Genomic DNA, 26,581 nt, shown 5'->3' on the forward strand with positions numbered 1-26,581 from the left:
ACCCGGCCTACTATCGCCCCGCCGCCTACGCCGCCTATCTCAACCGCCGTTCCGGCTCCTACATGAAGCTGGAGGCGTCGGCGGGTTCCGCCTTCGACAAGGACGCGCCCTTCGACGAGGATCCGTTCGCGTGGCCCAGCGGCTATCACCGCATCGCCCTGGACGTCATGACGGCGCTATGCGGGGAGAAGCCGGCACGCATCATCGTCAACACCCGCAACGACGGCGCGGTCCCCAACCTGCCGGACGAGGACATCGTCGAAACCCCCTGCCAGATCAGCCGCGACACCATCATACCGGAGCCCTTGGATCCCCTGCCCGACGAGGTCCACGGCCTGGTGCAGTCGGTGAAGTCCTACGAACGGGCCGCCATACGGTCCGCCATGAACACCGACCGGCTGACCGCGCGCATGGCCTTCCTGATCCATCCGGCCATTGGGGAGTGGGAACCGACGGACCCGCTGCTGCATGACCTGCTGGACCGCTGCATCCACTGCTGATCCGCGCCAGTCCCGAGCCTCCGCGTTCCCCATGGGAACCGGGGGCGGGGCTTACGAATGTCAGGCGAAAGATCGGGCTCATCCGTCGGGAGCGCCAGCAGCGCTTCGATCTGGCCACCAATGAGGGTGCGGTGCTTGGACGGCTTTTCCCCGTACAGGATCAAGCAGCCGATAATTTGACAGTTGACAATGTTACAGTAACTGTCAAATTAGACCAATGGTCAGCTCAGGCATATACACCGCAGAGACGCTTGCTCTCAGGGCAGGGATTCCGCTTCGTACGGTGCGGTTCTACGTCCAAGAGAAGCTCATAGATCCGCCACTGGGTCGCGGGCCCGGGGCCCATTTCACCGAGCATCACCTCCATCAATTGCAACAGGCCCGGACGTTGCAAAATTCCGGCTTGTCTCTCGATGAGATTAGGGAACGGAAAGGCGATTTGATCCTGGGCCTTCAGGTGACGTCTGTCTGGGATGCGCTGCTTCATCGAAACAGTCCGGATGTCGCCCACGACAGCGAAGCAGACAACGAACTTGACCCTTCAAAGTGCATCCGCATTCCAATGGCTGACGGCGTTGAGTTGCTCGTGTCCGAAGAGACGCCGCTTCCGAGTCCCAAGCAGCTCGTGGAAATCGCGATGCAAATTAGAAGATTATTCCGCCAAAAGTGATCGGAGATCGCCATGTTCGAGGAAAGCGAGCTTGCTGCAATCCGGCTATCTTTCGCAAAACAGATCGTTTTTCAGGCACAGTCTGACAATAGCGTCTTAGAAACTGCCTTCGCTCGTGTTAGAAGAGAGCAATTTCTAGGACCTGGCCCTTGGCCTATTTTCAAGTGGCCTAAGGGATATAGGTCAACGCCGGACCAAGATCCGGCGTGGCTATGCGCCGATGTGCTCGTCGGAATTGATTTAGACCGGGGATTGAACAACGGTCAGCCCTCTGCCCACGCGCATTGGATTTCGGCGGTTCGCCCCGTCCCGGGGGACCATCTGGTGCATATTGGCGCAGGCGTTGGCTACTATACCGCGATCATGGCGGAAATGGTCGGGCTAGAAGGGCGAGTGACGGCGGTCGAGTATGATCCAGATCTCGCTGCCCGCGCCGCAGATAACCTGGCCTCATACTCGAATGTCGAAGTCATCGCAGGCGATGGTTCAATCGCACACTTCGATCCTGCGGATGTCATTTACGTAAATGCCGGCGCATCTCACCCTGCGGATAGCTGGCTCGACAATCTAAAAGACGGGGGGCGACTTCTTCTTCCGTTAACGACAGATGCCAATTTTTCAAAACCCAGCGCCACCCAATTATCGGGAGCCATATTCCTTGTTCAGCGGATCGGAGACGGATTCCGCGCGGCCTTCGTGAGTCCCGCGGCAATCATCCCCTGCGAGGGCATGCGGGACCAAGAGTCAGAGCGGGCGTTGGTGGAAGCGTTCCAACGGCCGGGGATACAAAATGTCCGTAATCTCGTCCGCCACGGCAGTTTGGCGGACGGCGATTGCTGGTTACGATCGCCCGGATGGAGTCTGACTTACTGAAGCTGGACAGTCACATTGAATGGCCATTCCGTCCCTTCGATACCGATCGGGGGAACAGCTTAAGATGGTCGACAAGCCGCGATGACGTCGGACCACGTTCACCAATCAAGCCTGGCGCACGACGACGTTGCGGTCGAAGCCGAACGCGGCACCGGCCGGGGTCTGGAACAGGACATCCAGGCGCCGCTGCCCGGCACCCGGGGTCAGCGCGACCTCCATCCGCCCTGGCGCGGGCGTAGTCTTGCGGCCCAGCAGGTGCCCGCCTTCATAAATGTCGCAGATGCCGACCAGGCTGAGGAACACCACGCGCCCACCGTGGCGCCCGACCTTGGCGTGGGGGGTGAAGGGGACGGAGCACAGGGTATAGCCGTCGGCGGTCTGGGGGTCGTGGGCCCACCGCGTGCCGAAATCGTCCCAGGCCGCTGGATCCGCCTGCCGATACGCCAGCGCCACGTCCTGGGTCGCGGCCAGCGGTGCGGCGTACCAGGTGTCCAGGATCAGGTCCGAGGGTGCCGTCGCCTGGACCGCCGGGGCGGCCGCCGGCGTGACCGCCAGGCGTATCCCCGCCGCCGCCAGGCCGGGCGCCTTGGCCGTGAGCTTGAGGGGGCCGGTGTCCCCCGCCCGGGTCCGCACGATCACCTGGGCCAGGCCGTTGAACAGGGCGCGGCGGTTCCCCTTCTCCGGCGCGGCGCTGTTGGGATCGCCGTTGCCCAGGCCGATGATGTCGCCGCCCTCGATCGTGAAGGTGACCAGGTCCTGGGCCAGCGGCACCGGCCGGCCCCGGGCGTCCACGGCATCCACCGTGATGGGCGTCGCGTCCAGCCCGTCGCCGCGCAGATGGTCGCGGTCCGGCGTCAGTCTCAGGGCCACGGCGGGACCCGTCGTCTCCACCTGGGCGCGGGCGGCGACCTTGCCGCCGGCATAACCCACCGCCTCCAGCCGCCCTGGGGCATAAGGCACCATCCAGTGGTTCATCTCATAAGGATCAACCGTCTGGCGGCCTTGAGAATGGCCGTTCAGGAACAGCTCCACCTCCTCCGTGTTGGCACAGGCCATGACCTTGACGGGTTGGCCCTCCCGCCCCGCCCAGTTCCAGTGCGGCACCAGCGCCAGCACGGGCCGGTCCGCCACCCATTGGGCCTGGTGGATATGGAAGGCGGCCTTGGCGAAGCCGCACAGGTCCATGATGCCGTAGAAGGAGGAATTGGACGGCCAGCCCCAGGGCGACGGTTCGCCGTGGTAGTCGAAGCCCGTCCAGACGAAACCGCCGGCAATGAAATCGCGCGTCGCGATCGCCTTCCAGGCGGCGCGGTGCGTGTTCCAGCCCTTCACCGGATCGTCATAGCCGGCGATGGTGCGGCTGTCCTTGTCCGTCACATAGGCGCCCCGGGCGCTGAAGGCGCTGGTGTCCTCCGATGAGATCAGCGGCACGTCGGGATGGGTGGCGTGGAAGGCGTCGTACTTGTCCTGCTGATAGTTGAATCCCACCACGTCCACCGCCTGGGAGACGTTGATGGGCGTGAACAGCCCGCCGTTCATGGCCGCCGTCACCGGGCGGGTGGTGTCCAGCGCCTTCACCGCGTGGGCCATGCGCCGCACCATCTCATATCCGGCGGCGGAACCCTGCATCGGTTCCTCATTGAACACGGACCACAGGATGACCGATGGGTGGTTGCGGTCCCGCCGCACCATCCATTGCAATTGGGCCAGGGTGTCGGGGGATGGGTTGAACTGCCGGTTCTCATCCATCACCAACAGGCCGTGGCGGTCACACAGGTCCAGCACCACGGCGGATGGCGCGTTGTGGGTGCAGCGGATGGCGTTGCAGCCCAGTTCCTTCAGCCGGCGGATGCGGTAGTCCCACAGGGCGTCGGGAATGGCGGTGCCGACGCCGGCATGGTCCTGGTGCACGCACACGCCCTTGATCTTGAGCGGCCAGCCGTTGAGGAAGAAGCCCTTGTCCTTGTCAAACCGGGTGGTGCGAAAGCCGCAGGTGGTGGTGACCGCGTCCACGCACCGGTCCCCCGCCATCAACCGTGTCTGGACGCGATAGAGGGTGGGCGTCTCCACGCTCCACAGCGTGGGGCTGGCCACGGCCAAGTCCAGCCGAGCAACGGCCGGGCCCAGGGCGGGGACGGACATGGGCGCCTGTCCACCGGCCACCACCCGGCCCTCCGCGTCCTCCAGCGTGACGGCCACCATCATGGCGGCGGCGGCCTGGCCGCTGTTGTAGGCGGTGACCTCCACCGGCAGCACCCAGCCGTCCCCTTGCGGCACGGGGTGGGCGTAGACCCCGTCGGTGATGATATGGACCGGATCGCGCTTCACGATGCGGACGGGGCGGTACAGGCCGCCCCCCTCATACCACCACCCTTCCATGGCGTGGGCGTCCACGCGGATGGCCAGGGTGTTCAGGTCGTCGCCGAAGGTGGCGGAGGGCGTCAGGTCGATGGTGATGCCGTTGTAGCCGCTCCAGTTCCGGTCCACGACCGTACCGTTGAACCAGATGGTGGCATGGGTGGCGATGCCGTCGATCTGCAGCTCGATATGGCGGTCCCGGTCGGCGGGATCGAAGCGCAGGGCCGTGCGGTACCAGGCGATGCCCCGCCGGCGATAGCCCTGGGCCCGGTTGGCGTCGGCCTCGATCGGTTGGAAGCTGACGAAGTCATGGGGCAGGCTGACATCCATCCAATCGGAATCGTCGAAGCCAGGGGCGGCCGCCCCCCAGGCCTTGCCCGCCTTGGCATTGTCGTAGGACTCGTCCTGGCCCAGGATTTCAGGAAAGGGGATGTCGCCCTCGAAAAAGCGCCAGCCCCGGTCCAGCGACAGCACCTGGCGCGGGGAGGTGGCGGCCGGCGCCCCCACGGAAAGCGGCGACGCCGATACCTCACCGGCCATCGGCCCCCGGACGGGAACAGGGGCCGCAAGGGTCGCGGCCATGGCGGCGCCGGCCTTCAGCATCTGACGCCGACTGGCATCCCGCCCCACCAAGGCCCCCTCCCCAACCGTTCCGCATGCGGCCGTCACCTGCGGCCATGACGGAATGCTAACGGTGGAACCCCAGCCCCGCAACGGTAATTTCATATTCTGAGTTATTGGAATTTATGTTCCAAGAGAGCGCGTCAGGACAACCGCAGGCGGGGCGTCAGCAGGAGGCAGAGGACCGCGCCCAGGGACGGCATGACCGCCATGGGCACGATCAGGCCCAGGGCGGAGACGATGGCCTGCCGGTCACCCGCCCGCCACGCCAGGATCTCGCTGACCACCAGGATGGCCATGGCGCATCCCACCTTGATGCACAGGGTCAGCAGCCCGAACACCTGCGTCGGCGCCAGGGGCGGGCCGGACAGGGCGGGCGACACGGCACAGGCCCCGGCGGCGGCCCAGAGCAGCATGCTCAATCCCCCAAGGCCTGCCCCCAGCAGCAGGGCGGCGGCGGCCGTCAGCACCAGGCTGTGGGCACCGAACAGCAGGAAGGTCAGGGCCCCGGTGATGGCCATGGCCCCGGAGGCGCGGAAGGCCGATGCCGGCGTGGCGCGCTCCGCAACCCGGGTCCAGAGTGGCTGGCCCGCCAGGCCGCCCAGGGCGACGCAGGCCATGACCGTCCCCCGCGCCAGGGAGGAGGTCAGGACGGTGGCGGCGAAATAGGGCTCCAGCCGGGTGAAGACCGACGCGCAGGCCGCCAGGCCGCATTCGGCGGCCAGGATGCTGGTCAAACCCATGGGGAAACGCCCCGAAAGGAACGGTGCCCGCGTCGCGCGCGCGGGTGATGGCGGCATCCCATCGCCCGCCGCGCCATCCCGCGACGCGCGCCAGAACCAGCCGGCGCTGACCATGCCCAGGCTCCACAACACCAGGGCGAAGACGGTGAAGGCCCGCGCCTTGTCCATGGCGCTGCCGGCCAGCAGCACAGGCGCGATCACCGCGATGGACAGGGTGGCCAGGCCGGCACCGACGAAGCGCAAGGCCGACACGTTGGTGCGTGTCCTCTCGCTGGCGATCATGCCCAGGACGGCGTTCTGCGGCACGTCGTACAGCGCGTAGGCCAGTCGGAACACCAGCCCGGTCACCAGGGCGTAGCCCAGGCGCCAGATCTCGGGCACCAGGCCCGTGGCCAGGAACAGCAGCAGGGCCGCCCCCGCCAGGATGCTGCCGGTGAAATGCAGGCGGGCGGCGGCGGATATGGTTCCCGCCAGCCGGCGCAGCAGGTGGCCCATCACCATGTCGGTGGCGCCGTTGATCACCAGCGACAGGGCCAGGACCACGCCCATGGCACGCGGCGGCAGGCCGCAGGCCTCGGTCAGGAAATAGGCGAACAGCAGTTCGCTGCTGTACCAGATCAGGCTCTTGCCGAAATGGCCGGCGCCATAGGCCCGCCACAGGGGCGTCCGCCAAAGCGCCGCCCATCCCCCATTCCAGGCTGTCGCCCCGCCGGCCATCGGCCATGCCCCCAGCATCGTTCCGCCGGCACACTATCCCCGCCTGGTTACAGCGGTATGTCGGGCGCTTCCCACCGCCCGGGGGACTGCTCACACAAAAAAGGCGTTGCGCAGCGGCGTGACGGCGGCCCCCAGGGCCACGGGATCGCCCGGCGCCTCGGCCACGACCACCTTGGGCGACGGCGGCGGCCGGTCCCGGCGGTGGTTCTGCTGCGGCACGACGATCTGGTCAACCAGGGCCTGGGCGATGGACGGGGGCAGGCGGCCACCGATGACGACCATGCCGGGATCGATGCTGTAGGCCAGCAGGCCGCACAGCACGCCGAAGGAATGCTTGGCATGGTCCAGCCATTGCGAAACACCGGGCCAGCTGATGTCGATGGTCTGCACCATGTCCTCCACCGTGGCGAAGGCGTGGCCGTGTTCCTTCAGGCAGGTCTGCAACAGATCCAGGTTGGTGTAGGTGACGCCCGCCAGGGTCCAGACGCCGCCGAACTCCCCAGCGTTACCGTGCTGACCACGAAAGGGCTTGCCATCGGCGATGATGCCACCGCCGAAGCCGTTGGTCAGGTGCAGGTAGGCGAAATTCCGGCAGCGGCGGCCGACGCCGAACAGGTTCTCGCCGATGGCGGCCACCGTGCCGTCATTGTCCACCCGCACCGGAAGGCGCAGCGCCTCCTCCAGGATGGGCTCGATCTCCACCAACGCCCAATCGTCCAGATAGACGGGCGGATTGAACAGCTGGCCCTGCCCGACGTAGAAGCCGGAGATGCCCACCCCCATGCCGACCAGGCGCCGGGGATCGATGCCGGCCTCATCCGTCAACTCGCGCATGAAGCCGCGCAATTTTTCCAGCACCACCGGACGGGCCATGGTCGGCATGGCGGCCCGCCGCTGCCCCCGCACCCTGCCGGCGAAATCCATCAAGGTCATGGACAGGGCGTCGCCCAGCATGGAGACGCCCAGGGCATAGGCGAAATCCGGATTCAGGCTGACATGGACGCTGGGATGACCCGGCCGGTCCGCCTGCCGGGCGGACAGGCGCACCAGGCCATCCTGATGGAATCCCTGAAGCAGGCGCGTCACCGTCGGCTGCGACAAATCCAGCGAGCGCGTCAGTTCCGCCTGGCTGAGGCCCCCGCTTTTGAACACCAGGTCGAGCAGGCGCCGCCCCCCGTCGCTGACCGGGCGGGCGACCGAGACGACGGGCAAGGCGGGATCGAGGTCGGAAAACGTCTGCATGGGAACAGGCAACCGGGCAGGAGACGACCCCGTCATAGAGACACAAGCGCGCGCCGTCATCAAGGCGTCATACATTCTGTATAGTATGCATGCTGTATACATTACAGCGCCCAGTGCGCACACGGGGGGAGCCACCCCGTGGTTCAACGGCCGGAACAGGCCCGGGGGAAAGAAATGAGGTTGGGGATCATGCTCTGTGATGGTGGGCGCAAGCGCGCCCTGATGGGAACCGCGCTGTCCTGGGGGCTGCTGCAGGCGATGACGGCCTGGGCACAGCCTGCGGACGCGCCGATGGCCGCGGCACCGGAAAGCGCCGCGCCGGCCGACACCGCCGACAGCCCGGAGGAGATCATCGTCACCGGCCTCCGGCGATCGAATGCCAAGGCGATCGACACCAAGCTGAACACACCGGGCGTCACCGACGTCATCAGCGCCGACGACGCCCAGGCCCTGCCGGACCGCACCATCGTGGAGGCGCTGCGGCGCGTGCCCGGCCTGTCCGTCCTGCCGGCCACCGACAACGAACACCCGCGTGACGAGGCGGCGACGCCGGTCATCCGGGGCCTGGGGCCCGCCTACAACAACGTGACCATCGATGGCGTGCCCATCGCCAGCCCCGGCACGCCCAACGGCAACCTGGGCTCCATGGGCCGTGGCGTGCGGCTGGACATCCTGCCCACCTCCATGATCAGCGAACTGCAGGTGACCAAGACCTTCACCGCGGATCTCGACCCCAACGCCGTGGGCGGCGCCATCAACCTGAAGACGCGCAGCGCCTTCGACAATGGCGGCCGTCCCTTCTTCACGGCGGAGGGCGCGCTGGGCATGGCCAACGACCACGGCCAACCGCGCAGCCAGGACCCGCTGGGCCGGCGCATCAGCGGCACGGGCAGCATGACCTTCGGGCCCGACCACATGTTCGGCGTGGTGGTGTCGGCCAATTACCAGAAGCTGGACAGCTTCACCGACACCCATATGACGACGGACACCGTCCACTACAACTTCTACAACAGCGCCGGCGTCCTGCAGAAAAACAACAACCTGGGCAACGGCATCGCCGTGCCACAGCAGGACAAGTACTGGTACGTGGAAGACAGCCGCCAGCGCGTGGGCGCGACCACCAAGCTGGAAGTCCAACCCACGGACACGCTGTATGGCTTCCTGACGCTGGGCCATTACCGCTTCGTCGACACGATGGACCGCAACGAGATCATCCTCGACCCCCGCAACACCGGCACCGTGTACAACCAGACCACCACGTCGGGCAGTTATCCCGGCGGTGACGTGGAGGTGGGGTACGAGCACGCCAACATCATCACCACCACCAATCTGGCGCAGGCCGGGCTGGACTGGCGCCCGGAGCCCAATCAGGTGCTGTCCATCCGGGGCGACATCTCCCGCTCCACCTACCGCGAGCCCTTGGACATGGTGAAGTACATGACCGGGCTGAGCTACCCCGCCCCGGGCAGCGCCGGCGCCATCACCACCAACGCGGCCAAGCCCGCCTACGGCTTCACCTACGACACCAGCCAACTGAACCAGCAGTTCGCCATGGCGCCCAGCGCCTACTACAACCTGTCGAACTACAGCGGGCTGTACTGGCGCCAGGGCAAGCGCTCGGCCGATGACGACATCAAGAACACCCGCGCCGACTACCGCTACAACATGGGGGCCAAGGACCAGGGCCTGGGCTTCGCCGTGGGCGCCAGCTTCACCGACGACCGGCCCGACTACAACGTCTGGCGTTACGACTGGGAACCGAACAACACCGCCGGCAGCCTGTTGCTGGCCAACGCCGCCGGCCCGGCCGGGGCGCCGATGAAATATTCCCAGGGCCTGAACCTGCTGACCATCGACCCGGCCAAGGCCTGGGCCGCGTTCAACGCCAACCCATCCTGGTTCAACCTGACGGACCAGTCGTCCTTCAACAACCAGGACAACTTCAAGCATGTGGAACAGACGGTGGGCGCCTACGCCACCGTCGCCTATGCCCTGGACGACTTCCACGCCCAGGTGGGCCTGCATAACGACAGCACCGACCAGGACACCATCAGCCGGGCCAAGGTCTCTGGCGCGTGGACGGACCTCAAGACCAGTTCCAGCTACGACTACCTGCTGCCCTCGGCCCTGGCCAGTTACGACCTCACCCGCGACATGGACGTCCGCGTGGGCGCCAGCCAGACCATCGGCCGACCCAGCTACGACGCCTATGCCGCCCGCACCTCCATCAGCTTCACCAACGCCGCGGACCTGGGCAACCCCAACGCCACCGGCGTGTCCGTCACCATCGGCAATCCCAACATCAAGCCGCGCCTGTCCACCAACGTCGACCTGGCCTTCGACTACAAGCTGCCTAACGAGGCCGGCGGCCTGCTGTCGGTGGCCCTGTTCAACAAGGACATCAAGGACGAGATCTTCACGGCCAGTTCCATCGGCTACACCTATCAGGGCGTCAGCTACGCCAACGCCGTGGTCTCCACCCCGCAGAACGCCAGCAACGCCTCCATCCGGGGCGTGGAATTGAACGCCATCGTCAACTCGCTGGAATGGATCCATCCGTGGCTGCGCGACTTCGGCGTCAGCGGTAACTGGTCCTTCCTGGACGGGGAACTGTCGGTGGTGCAGTCCAGCGGCGCCACCCGCACCTTGAACCGCCTGGTGGGCCAGCCCAACCAGACGCGCAATGTCCAGGTGTTCTATGGCGACGGCGATTTCGAGGTGCGCCTGGCCTACAACCGCCAGGGCAAGGCCTTGCGCTCCATCGTGCCCGACATCGCCTGGCAGGACCTCTACTGGGCCCCGCGTGAGCAGCTGGACCTGCAGGCCAGCTACAAGGTGCGCGACAGCGTCACCCTGTTCGGCGAGGCCAGCAACCTGACCCATAGCCGCCTGACCAGCCTGGTGGGCCCCAACCAGAACCTGCTGAAGGACAGCTATTCCGTCCCCACGGTGTTCTGGGTGGGGGTGCGTTTCACGCCCGACCTGTGACCGGCCGTCATCCCCGGGGGACCAGCCCCCGGGGATTGTTCCCTTCATCGACGCGAGATTTCCCGTGCGGCCCACCCGACGCCACCTTCTTACCGCCGCCGGCGCCGCCGCCCTGCTGGCGCCCATCCACCGCGCCCTGGCCCTGGCCCCACCGGCCGGAAGCGGCAGCCTGGCGGACATCCGCCATGTCGTCATCCTGATGCAGGAGAACCGGTCGTTCGACCATTACTTCGGCACGCTGCGCGGCGTGCGCGGCTTTCATGACCGGGCGACGGCGCCCGGCGGCGACGGCGACATCTGGCGCCAGGCGGACGGCAAGGGCGGCCATGTGCGCCCCTTCCCGCTGGATGGCGCGACCACCGCCGCCCAGAACATCGCCTCCCTGCCCCATTCCTGGGTGGATGGGCATGCCGCCTGGAATGGCGGCCGCAACGATAACTGGGTGCCGGCCAAGGGCGCGCTGACCATGGCGCATTACGTCCGCGCCGACATCCCCTTCCACTGCGCCCTGGCCGACGCCTTCACCATCTGCGATGCCTTCTTCTGCTCCACCCCCAGCGCCACCAATCCCAACCGCATCCATCTGATGACGGGCACCACCGATCCCTTGGGCTTGGCGGGCGGGCCGGTGCTGAAGCAGCCGGCGGAGGGGCCGGACTTCCAGCCCTTGAACGGCCCGGCCTTTTCCTGGACCACCTATCCAGAACGCCTGGAAAAGGCCGGCATCTCCTGGTGTGTCTATCAGGGCGTGGACGCCGATGGCCCCTTCAGCATCGACGTGCAGGACATGATCCGGCCCCGGCACCGGCCGGCGGTCGATGAGAATGATGGCGTCAGCTGCTTCAACGCCCTGCGCTTCTTCACGCAGTTCGCCCATGCCCCGGTGGGGTCGCCGCTGCACACCAAGGCGATGACCCGCCGCCCGCCCAGCGTCTTCGCCGCCGATGCCAAGGCGGGCCGGCTGCCCGCCGTCTCCTGGCTGATGCCGCCCCACAACCATTCCGAACACCCGCGCTATGCCCCGCTGGACGGCGCCGCCTACATCGCCACGGTGCTGGAGGCGCTGACCGCCAATCCGGAGACATGGCGCCATACCGCCCCTGTCGTGCTGTATGACGAGAACGACGGCTTCTTCGACCATGTGCTGCCGCCGGCCCCGCCGACGGCGCCGGGCGCNGGCCTGTCCAACGTGGACTTGACCGGCGCGGTCAACGCCGGCGACGGGCAGCCCTTCGGCCTGGGCGCCCGGGTGCCCATGATCGTCGTCTCCCCCTGGACCACGGGCGGCGCCGTCTGTTCCGAGGTGTTCGACCACACCTCCGTCCTGCGCTTCCTGGAGGCGCGGTTCGGCGTGGCCGAACCCAACATCAGCCCCTGGCGCCGGGCGGTGTGCGGCGACCTGACCAGCGCCTTCGACTTCGCGCGGGCGCCCCAACCGCCGGCGGTCCTGCCAGACACCCGGGGATACGCCGCCCAGGTGCGGGTCCAGGCCGCCTTGCCGGAACCGGAACCCCGGCGCCACGACGCCCCCCTGCCGCAGGAACCCGGGCAGCGTCCCCTACGGCCCACCCCCTATGATCTGGCGGTGGATGTGGCGCCCGCGCCGGAGGGGCGGGACGGCCCCACCCTGACCTTCCACAACCGGGGGCGGGCCGCCGCGGTCTTCCACGTCTTCGACCTGCTGGCACCCGACAGCGCTCCCGCGCGCCACACCCTGGCCGCCGGCAGCAGCCTGTCCACCCCGGCGCCGTTCAGCGGCAAGCAGGGGTGCGACGTGCTGATGCTGGGCCCCAACGGCTTCCTGCGCCACCTCACGGCGGGCCCCCGCCCGGCCTTTCCCCTGGCGCTGTCGACGACCGCCAGCGGCGGCGGCCAGACGGTGACGGTGGCCGTGGAAAGCCGGGGCGGGGACGCCATCGGCCTGGGGCTCAGCGACAACGCCTATGGCAACGCCGCCATGACGGCGACGGTGGCGGCCGGGAATCGCCTCGCGTTGACCTGGCCCACGGCCGCCAACGACGGCTGGTACGACGCCACGCTAACCCTGACAGGCCCCGGGGCGCCCCTGACCTGGCGCCTGGCCGGTCATGTTGAAACCGGCCGGACCAGCCGGTCCGATCCGGCGTGGGGGGCCTATAGCTGAAAGAGGGATGCGTCCCGCACGTCATCCTGAGATAAGAGCGCGACGTTACCCTCGCGTGATGAGCAGTCTCATGGATATCGTGTCGACGCCGACCGCCGCCGGACGGGGCGCCCCCGCCACTGGCGCCCCGGAGGGCTTCTGCTCCGCCAATGAGCGGCGCCTGCTTCGGCTCATCCGCGAGCGGGGGCCCATTTCCCGGGCCGACCTGGCCCGGGAAACCGGTCTTACCCTGCAATCCATCGTGCGGCTGGTCGGGACCCTGATGGAGCGTGACTTGGTGGTGGGCGGTCCCAAGGTGCCGTCGGGACCGGGACAGCCCAGCCTGCCCATCGAGATTGCCCGCAATGCCGCCTTTTCCGTCGGTGTCTCCATCATGGACGACGCCCTGTCAGCCGTGGTGATCGACCTGTCGGGCCGCGTCAGGGCCACGCATGAGGAATTGTTCGACACCACCGACCGCAGCCGCGTCACCAGCCGTCTGGGCGCCATCCTTACAGATCTGTCCGGCGCCAGCGGCTTCGACCGCTCCCGGCTGGTTGGCGTGGGCGTGGCCATCCCGGGCTTTTTCGTCGACAGCCGGGGGGCGGTGAACGCGCCCCTGGTCATGAATGACTGGGCGCTGACGGACCTTGAGGCCCATCTGGGTGCGGCCCTGGGACTGCCGGTGTGGATCGAGAATGACGGCAGCGCGGCGGCGGCGGGGGAAAGCGTCTATGGCGCCGGCCGGCATCACCGCAGCTTCGCCTACATCCACATCGCCTCCGGCCTGGGCGGCGGCATCGTGCTGGACGGCAAGCCCTGGCGGGGACGCAATGGCAACGCCGGGGAATTCACCGGCACCCTGCCGCCCTCGACCCGGCCTGACCGTCCCACCCTGCGCCTGCTGCTGGACCTGGTGAATGCCCAGCCGGGTGCCGGCCGCCCCTTCTCCTCCGTTGGCGCCCTGGTCCAAGCCTTCGATCCGGAATGGCCGGCCGTAGAGACGTGGCTGGCCCGCACCGGGGAAGGCGTGTCCGCCATCCTTTCCGCCGCCGCCGCCGTCCTTGATCCCGATGCCATCGTTATCGGCGGCCGCATTCCCGCCGCCTTGACCCAGCACCTGATCGAGCGCGCGCGCTTCTATTCCGTGCCAGTGCGGGACCAGGACCGCCGATTTCCCACCCTGGTGGCCTCGCGCACCGGAGGCGACGGTGCGGCGCTGGGGGCCGCCACCCTGCCGTTCTTGCATCATTTCTTTTGATGGCCGCCCGGCCAGAAGGTGCATCATGAAAACATCATAAATCAGCAGAGCAATAATAACTCACTGTGAGTTATTTATCCCTTCGAGCCATCGAGGGAGCACCATCATGACCACGCACCGCTTTTCGACCGCCTGCCGTCTTGCTTTGCTGACCGGGTGCGCCATGGTGGCGCTGCGCCCGGCGCCTGCCCTGGCCCAGACGGCCGGCGGGGATGACGACTTGCAGGAGATCACCATCACCGGCCAGCGCACATCCAACCTGCGCGCCACGGCGGTCAAGCGCGACGCGGTGCAAGTGCTGGACGCGGTGTCGGCGGATGAGACGGGGAGCCTGCCCGATTTCAACGTGGCCGATGCCCTGAAGCGTGTCGCTGGCGTCAACGTCCTGATTTATCAGGGTGAGCCGCGCTTCGTGACCATCCGGGGGTTCGACGCCAACTACGACACCGTGACCATCGACGGTTTCACCTTCGCCACTCCCGACAGCGGCGGCCGGCAGGTCTATATGGAAACCCTGCCGTCCAACCTGGCGCAACGGATGGAGGTGTACAAGTCTGGTTCCCCCGACCTCGACGGGCATGCCGTGGGCGGCGTGGTCAACCTGGTGACACCCGGCGCCTTCGACTTCCCCGACGGCACCACGGTGGTTTCTGCCAAGGGCGGCTACAACCTGCAGCGCGACGATGCCGGCGGGCACACCCCGGCCGGCGAGGGGCAGGTGCGCTCTTCCTGGCAATTTGGCCGGGATGACCAGTTCGGCCTGCTGGTGTCCGCCAGCTATTGGGAACGGGATATCTTCGTCCCGCAGCAGGAGACGGCGGCGGCGACCAACTGGTACCAGGCCAACGGCAAGCCGGCGGCGACCGTCTATGGCGGCAATGGCATTGCCGTACCGGCCGGCCGCCTCTGGTACAATTACCAGGATGACCGCCGGCGCCTGGGCACCAGCGCCCGCCTGGACTGGAAGCCCAACCCGCAACTGAGCGCCCACCTGTCGTCCTTCTATTACTACCAGCATGAGACGGCGGTACGGAACGACCTGAACGCCGCGGTCAACGCAGGTGCCACGGACAGCGGCCAGACGGAAACCAGCGGCACCCTGTCATCGGTCAACCAGTACGCCCAGAGGGCCAACCTCAACTTCACGCGCAAGCTCTGGGGCGTGAACAGCGGCGCCAGCTATACCTTCGCCGGCGACCTGGTCGCCGATCTGGGCGGCAGCTGGTCCCGTGCCTTGCTGGACAATCCCCAGGTCTTTGACCGCTTCACGCAGAGCAACCTGGCCTTCACCTACGACACCAGCGGCGACGCGCCGCTGTTCACCGCCGTGGACGGCGGCAAAGCCCACAATTGGGCGCTCTATAATCAGAACTACCGCCAGTTCCAAGACTATCAACTGGCCGAGAACGTCTTCGACGTCCAGGCCAGCCTGTCTCACCATGTCGGGCCGGAAGACCGGGGCTTGGGCTTCAAGGTCGGTGCCAGATGGGTGGGCACGCGACAGGTCAACAGCCTGACGCAGACCACCTACAATGCCGGCGGCTATACCCTGGCCGACGTCTTCGCCGGCCAATACACCTGCGGCTATACCTGCAACGATGGCGGCATCCCGCTGATCAGCCAAGCCCTGGCCGACCAGGCCTTCGGGCGCAGCTACGCCAAAGTGGCCGCCGCCTATGCCGGCTCCGCCGCACAGACCAGCGACACCGCCTCGGCCCTGGGCGGCGACTACCGGGTGAGCGAGGATATTTACGCCGGCTATGGACTGCTGGCTTATACCGCCGATTGGGGACGAGTGCAGGCGGGCGCCCGGGTGGAGGGCACGCGCTTCACCTCCGACGGCAATGTGAAGACCAATGGCGTCATTGGGCCGGCGACGTCGGACAAGAGCTACACCACCCCCCTGCCCTCGGTCACCGGGACGATCCACACCACCGATGACAGCCAACTGCGCCTGGCCTACAGCCGCACCTTGGGCCGCCCCCGCTATTCCGACCAGGCCACCCACGGCGGCTCGCTCTCCACCACCGGCGCCATTTACACCATGTCGCAAGGCAATTCGGACCTGAAGCCCCGGCTATCCGACAACATCGATGTGGCGGAGGAATGGTATCTGGACCACGGCCGGGGGCTGGTCTCGCTGGGCGGCTACTACAAGACCATCCATAACGAGATCTTCACCTTCACCCAGACCGAAACCCTGTCGGTGAACGGCGTGAACGCTCCGGTGAACGTCTCGGAAGCGCGCAACTCGCCGTATGACGCCACCGTCAAAGGGCTGGAGTTCAATTTCATCCACGACTTCGATTTCCTGCCGGAGCCCTTTGCCGGCTTCGGCATCGCCGCCAATGGCATGATCTCGTGGACCAGCTTCCCCATCATCCTGGGCGACGGCACTGTGGTGGACCGGCATGAGCTGCCGCAGCAGGCCAACCGTGTCTTCAACGTCTCGCTCTACTATGAGGGCGAAAAGCTGCACGGCCGCATCGCCTGGAACCATACCGGCAGGATGTGGGACGACCGCTATTCCAACCTGACCGGGGCGGCCGTCTATTACCAGAATCGCGACTACATGCCGGCCGACCGGTTGGACCTGCAACTGTCCTATGACGTCAGCCGCATGCTGTCGGTCAGCGTCACCGTTCAGAACCTGACGGGCGAGGACGTGCGGGAAAACGACGGCCGCGACCTGGAACTGGGGCGGCAATATATCGGCTTCGCCCCCACCGTCATGCTAGGCGCGGCCCTGCGCTTCTGACGTCCCTCAGCAATTCAGAGAACAAAGGCCGCCGATGTCCAAGCCCGATACTGTCCGCCGCGCCCTGCTGGGCGTCCTGGGCACCAACCTGCTGCCCGCGCCGGCGTGGGCGCAACTGACCGGCGACGGGCCGGCCCACCCCGCCCGCCCGCCCGATGTGGGCCGCAAGTTCTGGCCCGATGGCCGGGTGAAGCCCTTCCTGGGCAACACCATCATCTGCCATCTGCCGCAGCAGGGGGAAAACGCCGCAGCCTTCGGCGCCCTGTTGGATATTTATCGCGAGGCGCCGGCCCACGCCTTCAGCCGCAAGATCACCTTGCTGCCGCCCTCCAGCTATCACATGACCATCTTCGGCGGCGCCAACGATGCGGAACGCAAGCCCAATCTGTGGCCCAGCACCATCCCGCTGGACGCCCCCATGGTGGACTGCGACCGCCTGCTGGGCGATCGGCTGCGCGCCTTCGCGCTGGACTGCGACCTGCCGTTGCGCATGAGGGTGGACCCGGCGGAACCCGCCGCTGGCGAGGGACCGCTGACCATGCGCCTGCTGCCGGCCGACGCGGCCGAGGATCGCAAGCTGCGCATCCTGCGGGAGCGCCTTTCCACCTGTCTGGACATCCGCGCGCCCGGCCAAGAGCGCTATCGCTTTCATATCACCATCGCCTACCAGGTCGATTGGCTGACGGCGGCGGAGGACCAGGATTTCCGGGCGGCCCTGCGGCTGTGGAAGGCCAGGCTGCTGGATGCCAGCCCGCTGATCCTGCTGGGGCCGCCGGAGTACTGCACCCTGAAGGACATGTTCGCCTTCCAACGCCAGTTCTTCCTGACGTGAGGGCACCCCCGACCTGGCGCCTGGCCGGCCATGCTGAAACCGGGGGAACCAGCCGGTCCGACCCGGCATGGGGGAACCGGGTCGGGGGGTGATCATTCCTGAACAAGGTCCCTTGGGTGGCGCTGGTTTCCCGGCGTCCAAAGTCTATTTCGTTCGCAGGCCCGGGGCGGTCCCCGCCTCGGCCCCAGGACTTGCGAGCCGGCCCCCGTGTTTCGATCCCTCCACGCCCGCCTGTTGGCGCTCCTCCTCACCGTGGCCATCGCCGCGCTCGCGATTGGTGCCTTGATGACGGCGCTTTTCCAGCGGTCGGCCACGGCCCAGGTCAGGCAAGGCGAGGCCGAGGTCGCCCGCGCCTGCGACGCGCAGGCCGAGGCCTTCCGGTTCTACGTGACCGGATGGCGCGACCACGCCCCGGCGGAGAGCGTATCGACACTCCGCGACGGGCTGGGATCGGTGGTCCAGAGCGCCCTGCGCGACCATCCGGGGATCGAGGGCGGCCTGTGGCGGGAGGATGAGGGATCGCTGGCCTACGCCTATCCGACCTATGAAGGCGCGGGCCCCAAGACCGATCTGCCCCAGGCGGAACTGACCCGCATCAGGGCCATCAACCAGGCGGCCCTCAGCGCCGGCCATTCCGTCACTGCCCAATACCAAGCCTCGACCGAGGTGCTGATCCTCGCCGCCCGACCGTTGCCGGGCCCCCTGTCCGGCCTGACGGCGTGGAGCATGACACGGGTGCGCACCCTGGGTGGCCAGGGCTATCGGCAGCTCATGATGGGCCTGGGGCTGCTTCTCATCATCGTCCTCGCCGCCGCCGCGCTGCTCATCCAGCTGACCCTGACCTGGTCGCGCCATATCGCGCGCATCGAGGCTACGCTCGCCGCGCACGACGTCAGCGACCTTCCGGTCCTGCCCACCACCGGGGAACGGGAACTGGATCGCATCGTCCGGGCGCTCAACGAAGCCGGGAAACGACTGACGGCGGAGCGGCGGCGGACCGAAGGCATGGCGCGGAAGATGGCGGCCAGCCAGCGCCTGGCCGCCATCGGGCGGATCACCGCCGGGGTGGCGCATGAGATCCGCAACCCCATCGCCGCGATGAAACTGAAAGCGGAAAACGCCCTGGCCGGCGACGCCGCTCGCAAGGAGCAGGCGTTGGGCGCCATCCTTGAACAGATCGATCGGCTGGACACCCTGCTTCACCGGCTGCTCAGCGTCACCGACCAGGACGCGCCGGCCCGTCAGCGGGTTCCCCTGGGGGACTTCCTGGATCGCGTCCTCCGGCGCCATGCCGACACCGCCGCAGCCCGGAGAGTCAGCTTGAGCAGCGAAACCGCCGTGCCGCATGCCTGGTTCGACCCCGGCCAATTGGAGCGCGCGCTGGACAACCTGGTCCTGAACGCCCTGCAGGCGGCACCGGGGAACAGCACCGTCCACGTCCTGGCGCGCCTGGCCGGGGAACACCTGGCCGGGGAGCGCCTGATCCTGGCCGTGGAGGACAGGGGGACCGGACCGCCCCCGCACCTGCGCGAGGAGCTGTTCGAACCCTTCGTCACCGGCCGCGCCGATGGCACGGGCCTGGGTCTGTCCATCGTGCGGGAAATCGCGGCCGCCCACGACGGCACCGCCCGCTTCCATCACACCGGCGGTGTGACCACGTTCGAGATCGAGATTCCATGGCAACCGTGCTGATCGTCGATGACGACGCGGCCCTGCGGGACGCGCTTGGCGAGGTGGTCGCCGACTGCGGCCACACCCCCCGGTCCGCCCCTTCCGGGGAAATCGCGCTGACGATGCTGGCGAAGGACACCGTCGACGCCATGATCCTGGACCTGCGCATGCCGGGCCTGGACGGGCTGGAGGTCCTGCGGCGCGTCCGCGCCCGGTCCGCGTCGTTGCCGGTCACCGTGCTGACGGCCCACGCCTCGGCGGCCAACACCATCGAGGCCATGCGCCTGGGCGCCTTCGATCATCTGACCAAACCGGTGAGCCGGGCGGAACTGACGCGGGTGATCCAGGGCATGCTGGCCCTGAACCAAGGCGGCCCCATCCCCGGCGGGAAGCCGGCCGTCCAGCCCGAAGGCCTCCTCGGCGTGTCCGAGGCGATGCGGGCGGTGCAAAAGACCATCGGCATGCTGGCGGACAGCGACACCACCGTGCTGATCACGGGGGAAACGGGAACGGGCAAGGAAGTCGTCGCCCGCGCCCTCCACGATCACGGGAAGCGGGCCGCCCAGCCCTTCGTGGCGGTCAACTGCGCCGCCATCCCATCGGACCTGATGGAGAGCGAACTCTTCGGCCATGTGAAGGGCGCCTTCACCGGCGCCACCGCCGACAGGATGGGCGCCTTCCGCCAGGCCGCCGGCGGAACGCTGTTCCTGGACGAGATCGGTGACATGGACCTCGCCCTGCAGGCGAAGATCCTGCGGGCCCTGCAGGAGCGGGCCGTCACGCCGATCGGGGGCAAGCCCTTGTCCGTGGATGTGCGGGTGGTGGCCGCCACCCACCGCGACCTGCGCCAACAGGTCAGGGAGGGCGGCTTCAGGGAGGATCTGTTCTATCGGCTGCATGTCATCCCCATCCATCTGCCGCCCTTGCGGGAACGGCGGGCGGACATCCTGCCCCTGGCCGAGGCTTTCCTGGCGCAGGCCGGGCACAAGACCCTGGATGCCGACGCGGCGGCCCGCCTCGTGGCTTACAGCTGGCCCGGCAATGTCCGGGAATTGCGCAACGTCGTCGAGCGGGTGGCGGTCCTGGTCCGTGGCGCCGTCGTCACCGCCTCCGATATCGATTTTCTCAGCCCGTCGGATTCCCCGACACCGGCCGGGGGGCCGGCGGCCCCGCCAGAGGGGGATTTGCCGGCGGCCGTCGCCCGGCTGGAAACCGCGATGATACGCCACGCGCTGGACCGGTGCGCCGGCAACCGTACGGAGGCGGCCCGCCTGCTGGGCATCCAGCGCACCTTGCTCTACGCCAAGATGAAGCGCCACGGCATCGAGGCGTCCGAAGAGCGAACGGCCAGCGTCCCGAATTCGGACGCCGCCAACGGCGGGTGAATGCCGCAAGCCGGCGGAAACCCTCGCTTCCTTCCCTGGCACGCCTCTTGCCAACCCCCTCCTGATCCCCATAGCCAGGAGGTGGTCCCATGCCAACCCTTCGAACACTCGGTCAACTCGCCGGTGCCGCCCTGTTTCTTATTCCGGCCATCGGTCACGCGCAGGCGCCAGCGCCCGTCGCCCCGCCGCCACCCGCCGCAGGCCCCATCCCGGCGCCGCTCTACGACGCGGCGCAACTTCCCGCCATCCGGGGCGTGGTCCGTCAGTTCACGCAGACGCCCCGGGGCGATATCGATGGCCTGATCCTGATGGATGGCACCGAGGTGAAGACGCCACCCCACCTGTCCAGCGGCATCGCCTACGCCATCCGTCCCGGCGACACGGTGGTCGTGCATGGCCTGAAGGCGGCGGCCCTGCCCTTGGTGCGCGCGATCTCGATAAGCGACGAGGCGTCGAAGATCACCATCAGCGATGACGGCCCCGGCCCGGGCCGCCGGCTGGACGCCGCCGCCGGCGTGCCCGCCCTGTCGAGCGGTCGGGTGCGCATGCCGCTGCATGGGCCGGAGGGTGAGGTCGACGGCGCGTTGCTGGAGGACGGCACCATCCTGCGGCTGCCCCCCGACGCCTATCGCGCCGCCGCGGGGCTGAAACCCGGCCAAACGGTATTCGCCGAGGGGGCGGTGCTGACCACCCCCTTCGGCCGGGTCGTTGAGGTAAGCGGCATCGGCACCACGCCTGACCGTCTGGAGCCGATCGCCCCGCAGCCACCGGCCCCCCCTCCCCCGCCGGCCCGGCCCTGACGCCCCCACCCATGATGCTGAACCGCCAGCAGCTCAAAAATCCGAATGGCCTGGACGCCCTGGATGCGTTGAACTTCCTGCTCGCCGACGTGCGGGGGGCCTTGGGGCCATTCCTCAACGTCTTCCTGGTGACGCAGCAGGGGTGGAGCCAATCGGCCGTCGGCGTGGTGACGATGGTGGGTGGGCTGCTGGGCCTGCTGGCCCAGGGGCCGGCCGGCGCGCTCATCGACGCCGTGCGCGCCAAACGCGAACTGGTGGCCGCCGCCCTGGCCATACTGGCCGTCGGCAGCCTGATCATCTTCGCCGTTCCAACCTTCTGGCCCGTCATGGTGGCCAATGCCGCGCTGGCGGTGGTGGGCGATGTTTTCGGTCCCGCCGTGGCGGCGCTTACCCTGGGGTTGTACGCCCGGGCCCAGTTGGCGGGACGGATGGGCCGCAACGGCGCTTTCGACCATGCCGGCAACGTGTTCATCGCCGTGCTCGCCGGTGTCGTGGGCCACCTCTTCGGCCAGCGGGCCGTCTTCCTCCTGGGGCCCGTCTTCGCCCTGCTGGCCATCGCGGCCGTCCTGTCGATTCCGGCGGGGGCGATCAATCACCATCAAGCCCGGGGGCACGATCAGGCCCGGGGGCATGACCAGCCGCCCGCGACGCCGCGCCTGTCCGCCTTCATCCGGTGCCGGCCGCTCATGATCTTTGCCGGGTGCGGGCTGCTCTTCCACTTCGCCAACGCGCCGCTGCTTCCCCTGGTGGGGCAGAAACTGGCCAACGCGAACCCGGAGTGGGCGACCGCGATGACGTCGTCCTGCATCGTCGCCGCCCAGCTGGTCATGCTGCCCATGGCGCTGTTCGCCGGTCATTACGCCCAGAAGTGGGGCCGCAAGCCGGTCTTGCTCATCGCGTTCGCCATCCTGCCGGTCCGGGCCTGCCTCTACATCGTTTCCGACAACCCGGCCTGGCTCATCGGCGTCCAGCTTCTGGACGGGGTCGGCGCCGGTCTCATCGGTGTCCTGACGCCCCTGATCGTCGCCGACCTGACGCGTGCCACCGGACACTACAACCTGGCTTTGGGCCTCATCATGTCCGCCCAGGGCATAGGCGGGGCGGTCAGCGGCCTGGCGGCAGGCGCCTCGGTCGATTGGCTTGGGTACTCCGCGACCTTCCTCGGCCTGGGCGTCGCGGCCGGCGTCGGCCTTCTGGCCTTCCTGCTGCTGTTCCCGGAAACGTCGCTTCCGGGCGTGGAGGAGGGAAGCCCTGTCCGCCGCGAGGCCCAGCCGTCCTGAGAGCACGCCACCGCCGGACGCAGCATTCGTCGCCCGCGCCATTGCGCTTCACCGGCAAAAGCGATGAGTGTATGTTACGTTATAACATTAACATCGCTTCACACTCTTGGAACCCACCATGCCGCCATCCCGCCTGCCATTCCTGCTGACGGCCGCCATGCTGTCCGCCTTCATGCCGGGTGCCGCCCGCGCCCTGAGGCTGGAAAAGACCGCCATCCCGAAGGCGCAGGACATTCCCCGGGCCACGCTGGGCTGGGACAAGATCGCCGACGTGAAGGAGATCGAGGTCAAGGTCAAGAACGGCACGCGGCTGCGCGCCGTCTTCGGACCCAAGGTGCAGGGCATGGCGGGGCAGAGCCTGACCCTGGGCGGCTATATCATCCCGTTGGAGCAGACGGAGCGATCCACCCATTTCCTGCTGAGCGCGCTGGCCCCCAGCTGCCCCTTCTGCCCGCCGCCCGGCGCCGCCGACGTGGTGGAGGTCCGCACGACGGAGCCGGTCACCGTCACCTATGACATGGTGGTGGTCACCGGCACCGTGCGGCTGACGCCGGATGACGAGAATTGCCTGTACTATCACCTGGACGGGGCGAAACCCCAGACCAAGGGCTAATCCCCACCCCACGGGCCCCCACCCCACGGGTCAGGCGAGGCCGCCGATGGCGCGTTGAGGCACAGCACCAGGCGCACCTGCCCGGTGCCGGCGACGGGTGGGGAGCGGTGGACCACCCCCTCCTCGCATCCACCCGTCTCACCGCAGCCCTTGAACAAGGCGACGGCATGACGGGGCAGTTGGTACAGCGGGCCGCGATAGCGCCGCTGGGACGCCAGGGCGCGGGCGCCATCCACCGGCGCCACCACCTGCGTGCCCGGCCCGCGATAGGTGGTGATCAGCCGCAAGCGGACATGATCGCGGTGGAACTTCCAGCAAGCGTCATGGGCCACCGCCTCCAGCCGCACGTCAACCCAGTCGCCGCCGGCGATGGCCAGGAAGCGGCGGCACAGGTCGGCCACGTCCGTGGCGAACCCCGGTCCGGGCAGCACCGTCGCCAGGGCCGTCACCACCTCCCAAGGCCGCACCAGGAAACGGCCATGGGGCAGCCGGTCCGCCGGCAGGGCGTCCAGCCAGGATTCAAGGGCGCCGCCGGACATGTCGGCGCGCCGCCACAGCGCCAGGCCCACGGCGGGATCGGCGATGCGGGCCAGGACGATGGGGCTGCCGCCCTCCACGACACCGGCGAACGACCGCCCCGCCGGGGGTGGCGATAATGCCAAAGCCGCCCCCCTCACGCCTCGTCCCCCCGCTTCCAGCGCGGAAAGGGGTCGGGCAGCCCGCGCCAAGCCGCCAGGTCCAGGCGTTCGGCCGGGCCTTCCACCAGACAGGCATCTAGATCGTGGCGCAGCGCGGCCTGGTCCATGCCCATGCCGATGAAGACGATTTCCTGGCGGCGGTCGCCATAGACAGGATCCCAGTTGCCCTCCAGCGTCCGGCGCCACTGGGGATCATCGGGCCAGCGTTCCCGCGGCACATCGGCCCACCAAAACCCCATCGCCTCATGCCGCACCAGCGCGCCGGCCTGGCTGACCTCCCCCACCCATTGCGGCCGCGTGGCCAGCCAGAAGTGGCCCTTGGCGCGGACGACGCCGGGCCAGGACCGGTTGAGGAAATCGTGGAACCGGGCCGGATGGAAAGGCCGGCGGGCGCGGTAGACGAAACTGTCGATCCCATACTCCTGGGTCTCCGGCACGTGGGCGCCCGGATCGAACAGTTCCTTGAACCACAGCGGATGTTCCTGCGCCCGGGCGAAGTCGAAGCGTCCGGTATTCAGCACGCGCGCCAGGTCCACCTGTCCCAGGGTGGTTTCCACCACGTCGGCATCGGGGTTCAAGGCGTGGATGATGGACCGTGCCGCCGCCGCCTGGTCCGGCGTGGCCGCATCCAGCTTGTTCAGCAGGATGACGTCGGCGAATTCGATCTGGTCCACCAGCAGGTCGACCACCGTGCGGGCGTCGTCGTCGCCCAGCGCCTGGCCCCGGTCCCGCAGGAAATCAGCCGAGCCGTAGTCGCGCAGCAGGTTGGCCGCGTCCACCACCGTCACCATGGTGTCCAGGCGGGCGACATCGCCCAGGCTGGCCCCGTCCTCGTCACGGAAATCGAAGGTGGCCGCCACCGGCAGGGGCTCCGAGATGCCAGTGGATTCGATCAGCAGGTAATCGAACCGCCCCTGCCCCGCCAGGCGGCGCACCTCCTGCAACAGGTCGTCGCGCAAGGTGCAGCAGATGCAGCCGTTGGTCATTTCCACCAGCGTCTCATCCGTGCGCGACAGCTGCCCACCGCCGGCGCGGATCAGGTCGGCATCGATGTTCACCTCGCCCATGTCGTTGACGATGACGGCGACGCGGCGCCCCTCGCGGTTGTTCAGCACATGGTTCAGCAGGGTGGTCTTGCCGGCGCCCAGAAAACCGGACAGCACGGTGACGGGCAGCCGGCGGTCCCGCCGGGAGGATCGCGGCGTCATCATTGACGGGTCACCCCGTCCTCATCCTGCGCGACATAGACGGCCAGCGTGCCCAGGACGTCGGCGACACCGCCCGCGCCATAGATCGCGACCAGCCGGGGCATCAGATCGACCAAGGCGGCGGCGACGGCGCTGTGCGATGGAATGCCCGCGGCCTCGCACCGGGCCATGGCGCCGCGAAAGGTTTCCAGCGCTTCGCCGAACCGGGGCGGGATCACCCCGTCCGTCAGGCCAGGGGCATGTATGGGGATGGACATCGGTCACGGGCTCCACATCAAGGCTCAGATATGAGTTATGTTATAACATCACATTTTAAGAAACAATCCGGACCGAGGGGTGACGAAGGCGGTGCCAACCAAGCCGGTTGACAGGCCCACCGCGCTTTTTTATCAGGAACCCATGCAACGCCGCCGTCGCCACCGCGCCTGGAGAGTGCCGCCGCAGGGACGCCCGTTCCTGCGATGGGCATGGGTGCTGATGGCCGTCCTGGCGTTGCGGGGCCTGATCCCGGTCGGCTACATGCCCAATCCGGCCGCCGGATCGCCCGGCGCCAGCGCCATCATCCTCTGCGACAGCGTGCATGACGCGCTGTCCAATCTGATGGACCCCATGGCCCATCATCACCATCATGGCGATGGCGACGGCCATGCCGGTCACACCGGTCATGGCATGGACGCGCCCTGCGTCTTCGCGGCGGTCGCGGCGCTGGCCGCCGTCCTGCTGGTCGTCGCCCTGGTGCTCTCCCCCCGGCGCGATTCTGTATCATGGGCACCCGCCGCCGCCACGCCATGGCCCCGAACCCGACCGCCCGGCACACGCCTGGCCCGGGGACCGCCCGTCCTCCCCTCCTGACCCCCATCCGTCCCCGGCCCGCTTCTGCGGCCGGGTTTTCCATGCCATCCGCCGGCCCGTGAAGGGCTGGGGAAGGCATCGCGGCCGCCCATTCGGCTGGCCGCGTCAGGAGAGGCTATCGCATCCCCGTGTCCCATCTTGATTCCAGAACCGGCGGCGCCATCGCGCTGACCGCCGCCATCGCCCTGTCCGCGGCCTGGGCCAGCCCCGCCGCCGCCCAGGCCATCCAGAACGCCGAGGCCCCCGCCACCAGCAGGGCGGAAAGAAAGGCCGCCCTGCAACACCAGCTGGAGCAGGTGCAGGCCGCGCTGGCGGCCTTGGACGCCGAGGAAGGCGCCTCCCCACCGCGGCCCTCCGCGGCTTTCCAGCCCGCACCTTCCAGGCCCAGG

At 68.1% G+C, this 26,581-nt stretch carries 21 protein-coding genes; 15 read left to right on the forward strand and 6 right to left on the reverse strand.

Annotated features, from left to right (window positions below):
- The 3 genes from I55_RS01850 to I55_RS34010 form a co-directional block, all read left to right on the forward strand.
- On the forward strand, positions 1–500 hold a 500-nt coding region (locus I55_RS01850; RefSeq protein ID WP_044558749.1), incomplete at its 5' end, for a beta-glucosidase.
- A 217-nt stretch (positions 501–717) separates the two neighbouring features.
- Complete coding sequence (locus tag I55_RS32615) at positions 718–1,170, forward strand: helix-turn-helix domain-containing protein (RefSeq protein WP_049973739.1); 453 nt, start codon at positions 718–720, stop codon at positions 1,168–1,170.
- A gap of 12 nt (positions 1,171–1,182) precedes the next feature.
- Positions 1,183–2,043, forward strand: a complete 861-nt coding sequence (locus tag I55_RS34010) for a protein-L-isoaspartate O-methyltransferase (protein WP_083900763.1) — start codon at positions 1,183–1,185, stop codon at positions 2,041–2,043.
- Positions 2,044–2,148: 105 nt separating this feature from the next.
- On the opposite strand, the gene galA is transcribed toward I55_RS34010, so the two are convergent.
- The 3 genes from galA to I55_RS01870 form a co-directional block, all read right to left on the reverse strand.
- Complete coding sequence (galA, locus tag I55_RS01860; protein WP_199902421.1) at positions 2,149–4,983, reverse strand: beta-galactosidase GalA; 2,835 nt, start codon at positions 4,981–4,983, stop codon at positions 2,149–2,151.
- Positions 4,984–5,165: 182 nt separating this feature from the next.
- Positions 5,166–6,482 carry an MFS transporter gene (locus tag I55_RS32620; RefSeq protein ID WP_049973740.1) on the reverse strand — a complete coding sequence of 439 codons (1,317 nt, stop codon included), beginning with the start codon at positions 6,480–6,482 and terminating at the stop codon, positions 5,166–5,168.
- Positions 6,483–6,572: 90 nt separating this feature from the next.
- Positions 6,573–7,724, reverse strand: coding sequence for an ROK family transcriptional regulator (locus tag I55_RS01870; protein ID WP_044558750.1), 1,152 nt, complete (start codon positions 7,722–7,724; stop codon positions 6,573–6,575).
- Positions 7,725–7,913: 189 nt separating this feature from the next.
- Here I55_RS01870 and I55_RS01875 point away from each other — a divergent pair, with 189 nt between their 5' ends.
- From I55_RS01875 to I55_RS01920, 10 genes are all read left to right on the forward strand, one after another.
- On the forward strand, positions 7,914–10,712 hold the full coding sequence (locus I55_RS01875) for a TonB-dependent receptor (protein WP_252180980.1): 2,799 nt from the start codon (positions 7,914–7,916) through the stop codon (positions 10,710–10,712).
- 64 nt (positions 10,713–10,776) lie between these two features.
- A complete protein-coding gene (locus I55_RS01880) occupies positions 10,777–12,855 on the forward strand; it encodes a phosphocholine-specific phospholipase C (protein ID WP_049973742.1) in 2,079 nt (692 codons plus the stop codon).
- Between the two features lie 70 nt (positions 12,856–12,925).
- Positions 12,926–14,095, forward strand: coding sequence for an ROK family transcriptional regulator (locus tag I55_RS01885; RefSeq protein ID WP_049973743.1), 1,170 nt, complete (start codon positions 12,926–12,928; stop codon positions 14,093–14,095).
- A gap of 106 nt (positions 14,096–14,201) precedes the next feature.
- Positions 14,202–16,853 carry a TonB-dependent receptor gene (locus I55_RS01890; RefSeq protein ID WP_083900765.1) on the forward strand — a complete coding sequence of 884 codons (2,652 nt, stop codon included), beginning with the start codon at positions 14,202–14,204 and terminating at the stop codon, positions 16,851–16,853.
- 34 nt (positions 16,854–16,887) lie between these two features.
- On the forward strand, positions 16,888–17,685 hold the full coding sequence (locus I55_RS01895; RefSeq protein WP_049973745.1) for a DUF1868 domain-containing protein: 798 nt from the start codon (positions 16,888–16,890) through the stop codon (positions 17,683–17,685).
- Between the two features lie 207 nt (positions 17,686–17,892).
- Positions 17,893–19,377 carry a HAMP domain-containing sensor histidine kinase gene (locus I55_RS01900; RefSeq protein ID WP_044558754.1) on the forward strand — a complete coding sequence of 495 codons (1,485 nt, stop codon included), beginning with the start codon at positions 17,893–17,895 and terminating at the stop codon, positions 19,375–19,377.
- Complete coding sequence (locus I55_RS01905) at positions 19,362–20,741, forward strand: sigma-54 dependent transcriptional regulator (protein WP_044558755.1); 1,380 nt, start codon at positions 19,362–19,364, stop codon at positions 20,739–20,741. The genes I55_RS01900 and I55_RS01905 overlap by 16 nt, the downstream gene beginning before the upstream one ends.
- A gap of 89 nt (positions 20,742–20,830) precedes the next feature.
- Positions 20,831–21,541, forward strand: coding sequence for a hypothetical protein (locus I55_RS01910; protein ID WP_044558756.1), 711 nt, complete (start codon positions 20,831–20,833; stop codon positions 21,539–21,541).
- Positions 21,542–21,552: 11 nt separating this feature from the next.
- Entirely contained in the window at positions 21,553–22,821 is a 1,269-nt protein-coding gene (locus I55_RS01915; RefSeq protein WP_044558757.1) for an MFS transporter, read from the forward strand.
- A 118-nt stretch (positions 22,822–22,939) separates the two neighbouring features.
- Positions 22,940–23,434, forward strand: coding sequence for a DUF3299 domain-containing protein (locus I55_RS01920; RefSeq protein WP_049973746.1), 495 nt, complete (start codon positions 22,940–22,942; stop codon positions 23,432–23,434).
- Here I55_RS01920 and I55_RS32625 read toward each other — a convergent pair.
- From I55_RS32625 to I55_RS01935, 3 genes are read right to left on the reverse strand one after another with little or no spacing between them, the layout of a single operon-like run.
- Entirely contained in the window at positions 23,431–24,096 is a 666-nt protein-coding gene (locus tag I55_RS32625) for a DUF1826 domain-containing protein (RefSeq protein ID WP_159107088.1), read from the reverse strand. The two genes, I55_RS01920 and I55_RS32625, sit on opposite strands and share 4 nt — an antisense overlap.
- An 11-nt stretch (positions 24,097–24,107) precedes the next feature.
- Positions 24,108–25,340 carry a zinc metallochaperone GTPase ZigA gene (gene zigA, locus I55_RS01930; protein WP_044558772.1) on the reverse strand — a complete coding sequence of 411 codons (1,233 nt, stop codon included), beginning with the start codon at positions 25,338–25,340 and terminating at the stop codon, positions 24,108–24,110.
- A complete protein-coding gene (locus I55_RS01935; protein ID WP_044558758.1) occupies positions 25,340–25,597 on the reverse strand; it encodes a hypothetical protein in 258 nt (85 codons plus the stop codon). Before I55_RS01935 ends, zigA begins: the two co-directional genes overlap by 1 nt.
- 142 nt (positions 25,598–25,739) lie before the next feature.
- Here I55_RS01935 and I55_RS01940 point away from each other — a divergent pair, with 142 nt between their 5' ends.
- The gene (locus tag I55_RS01940; RefSeq protein ID WP_148293529.1) at positions 25,740–26,192 is read left to right on the forward strand and encodes a DUF2946 family protein; all 453 of its coding nucleotides are present in this window, start codon (positions 25,740–25,742) and stop codon (positions 26,190–26,192) included.
- Between the two features lie 128 nt (positions 26,193–26,320).
- On the forward strand, positions 26,321–26,581 hold a 261-nt coding region (locus tag I55_RS01945), incomplete at its 3' end, for a hypothetical protein (protein ID WP_044558760.1).

This window comes from Azospirillum sp. B4 (assembly GCF_000333275.1).
GTDB lineage: Bacteria > Pseudomonadota > Alphaproteobacteria > Azospirillales > Azospirillaceae > Nitrospirillum.

Coding starts and splice junctions, on each gene's coding strand:
- I55_RS32615 (WP_049973739.1), top strand. CDS start 718: ATGGTCAGCTCAGGCATATACACCGCAGAGACGCTTGCTCTCAGGGCA.
- I55_RS34010 (WP_083900763.1), top strand. CDS start 1,183: ATGTTCGAGGAAAGCGAGCTTGCTGCAATCCGGCTATCTTTCGCAAAA.
- galA (WP_199902421.1), bottom strand. CDS start 4,983: ATGGCCGCGACCCTTGCGGCCCCTGTTCCCGTCCGGGGGCCGATGGCC.
- I55_RS32620 (WP_049973740.1), bottom strand. CDS start 6,482: ATGGCCGGCGGGGCGACAGCCTGGAATGGGGGATGGGCGGCGCTTTGG.
- I55_RS01870 (WP_044558750.1), bottom strand. CDS start 7,724: ATGCAGACGTTTTCCGACCTCGATCCCGCCTTGCCCGTCGTCTCGGTC.
- I55_RS01875 (WP_252180980.1), top strand. CDS start 7,914: ATGCTCTGTGATGGTGGGCGCAAGCGCGCCCTGATGGGAACCGCGCTG.
- I55_RS01885 (WP_049973743.1), top strand. CDS start 12,926: ATGGATATCGTGTCGACGCCGACCGCCGCCGGACGGGGCGCCCCCGCC.
- I55_RS01890 (WP_083900765.1), top strand. CDS start 14,202: ATGACCACGCACCGCTTTTCGACCGCCTGCCGTCTTGCTTTGCTGACC.
- I55_RS01895 (WP_049973745.1), top strand. CDS start 16,888: ATGTCCAAGCCCGATACTGTCCGCCGCGCCCTGCTGGGCGTCCTGGGC.
- I55_RS01905 (WP_044558755.1), top strand. CDS start 19,362: ATGGCAACCGTGCTGATCGTCGATGACGACGCGGCCCTGCGGGACGCG.
- I55_RS01910 (WP_044558756.1), top strand. CDS start 20,831: ATGCCAACCCTTCGAACACTCGGTCAACTCGCCGGTGCCGCCCTGTTT.
- I55_RS01915 (WP_044558757.1), top strand. CDS start 21,553: ATGATGCTGAACCGCCAGCAGCTCAAAAATCCGAATGGCCTGGACGCC.
- I55_RS01920 (WP_049973746.1), top strand. CDS start 22,940: ATGCCGCCATCCCGCCTGCCATTCCTGCTGACGGCCGCCATGCTGTCC.
- zigA (WP_044558772.1), bottom strand. CDS start 25,340: ATGACGCCGCGATCCTCCCGGCGGGACCGCCGGCTGCCCGTCACCGTG.
- I55_RS01935 (WP_044558758.1), bottom strand. CDS start 25,597: ATGTCCATCCCCATACATGCCCCTGGCCTGACGGACGGGGTGATCCCG.
- I55_RS01940 (WP_148293529.1), top strand. CDS start 25,740: ATGCAACGCCGCCGTCGCCACCGCGCCTGGAGAGTGCCGCCGCAGGGA.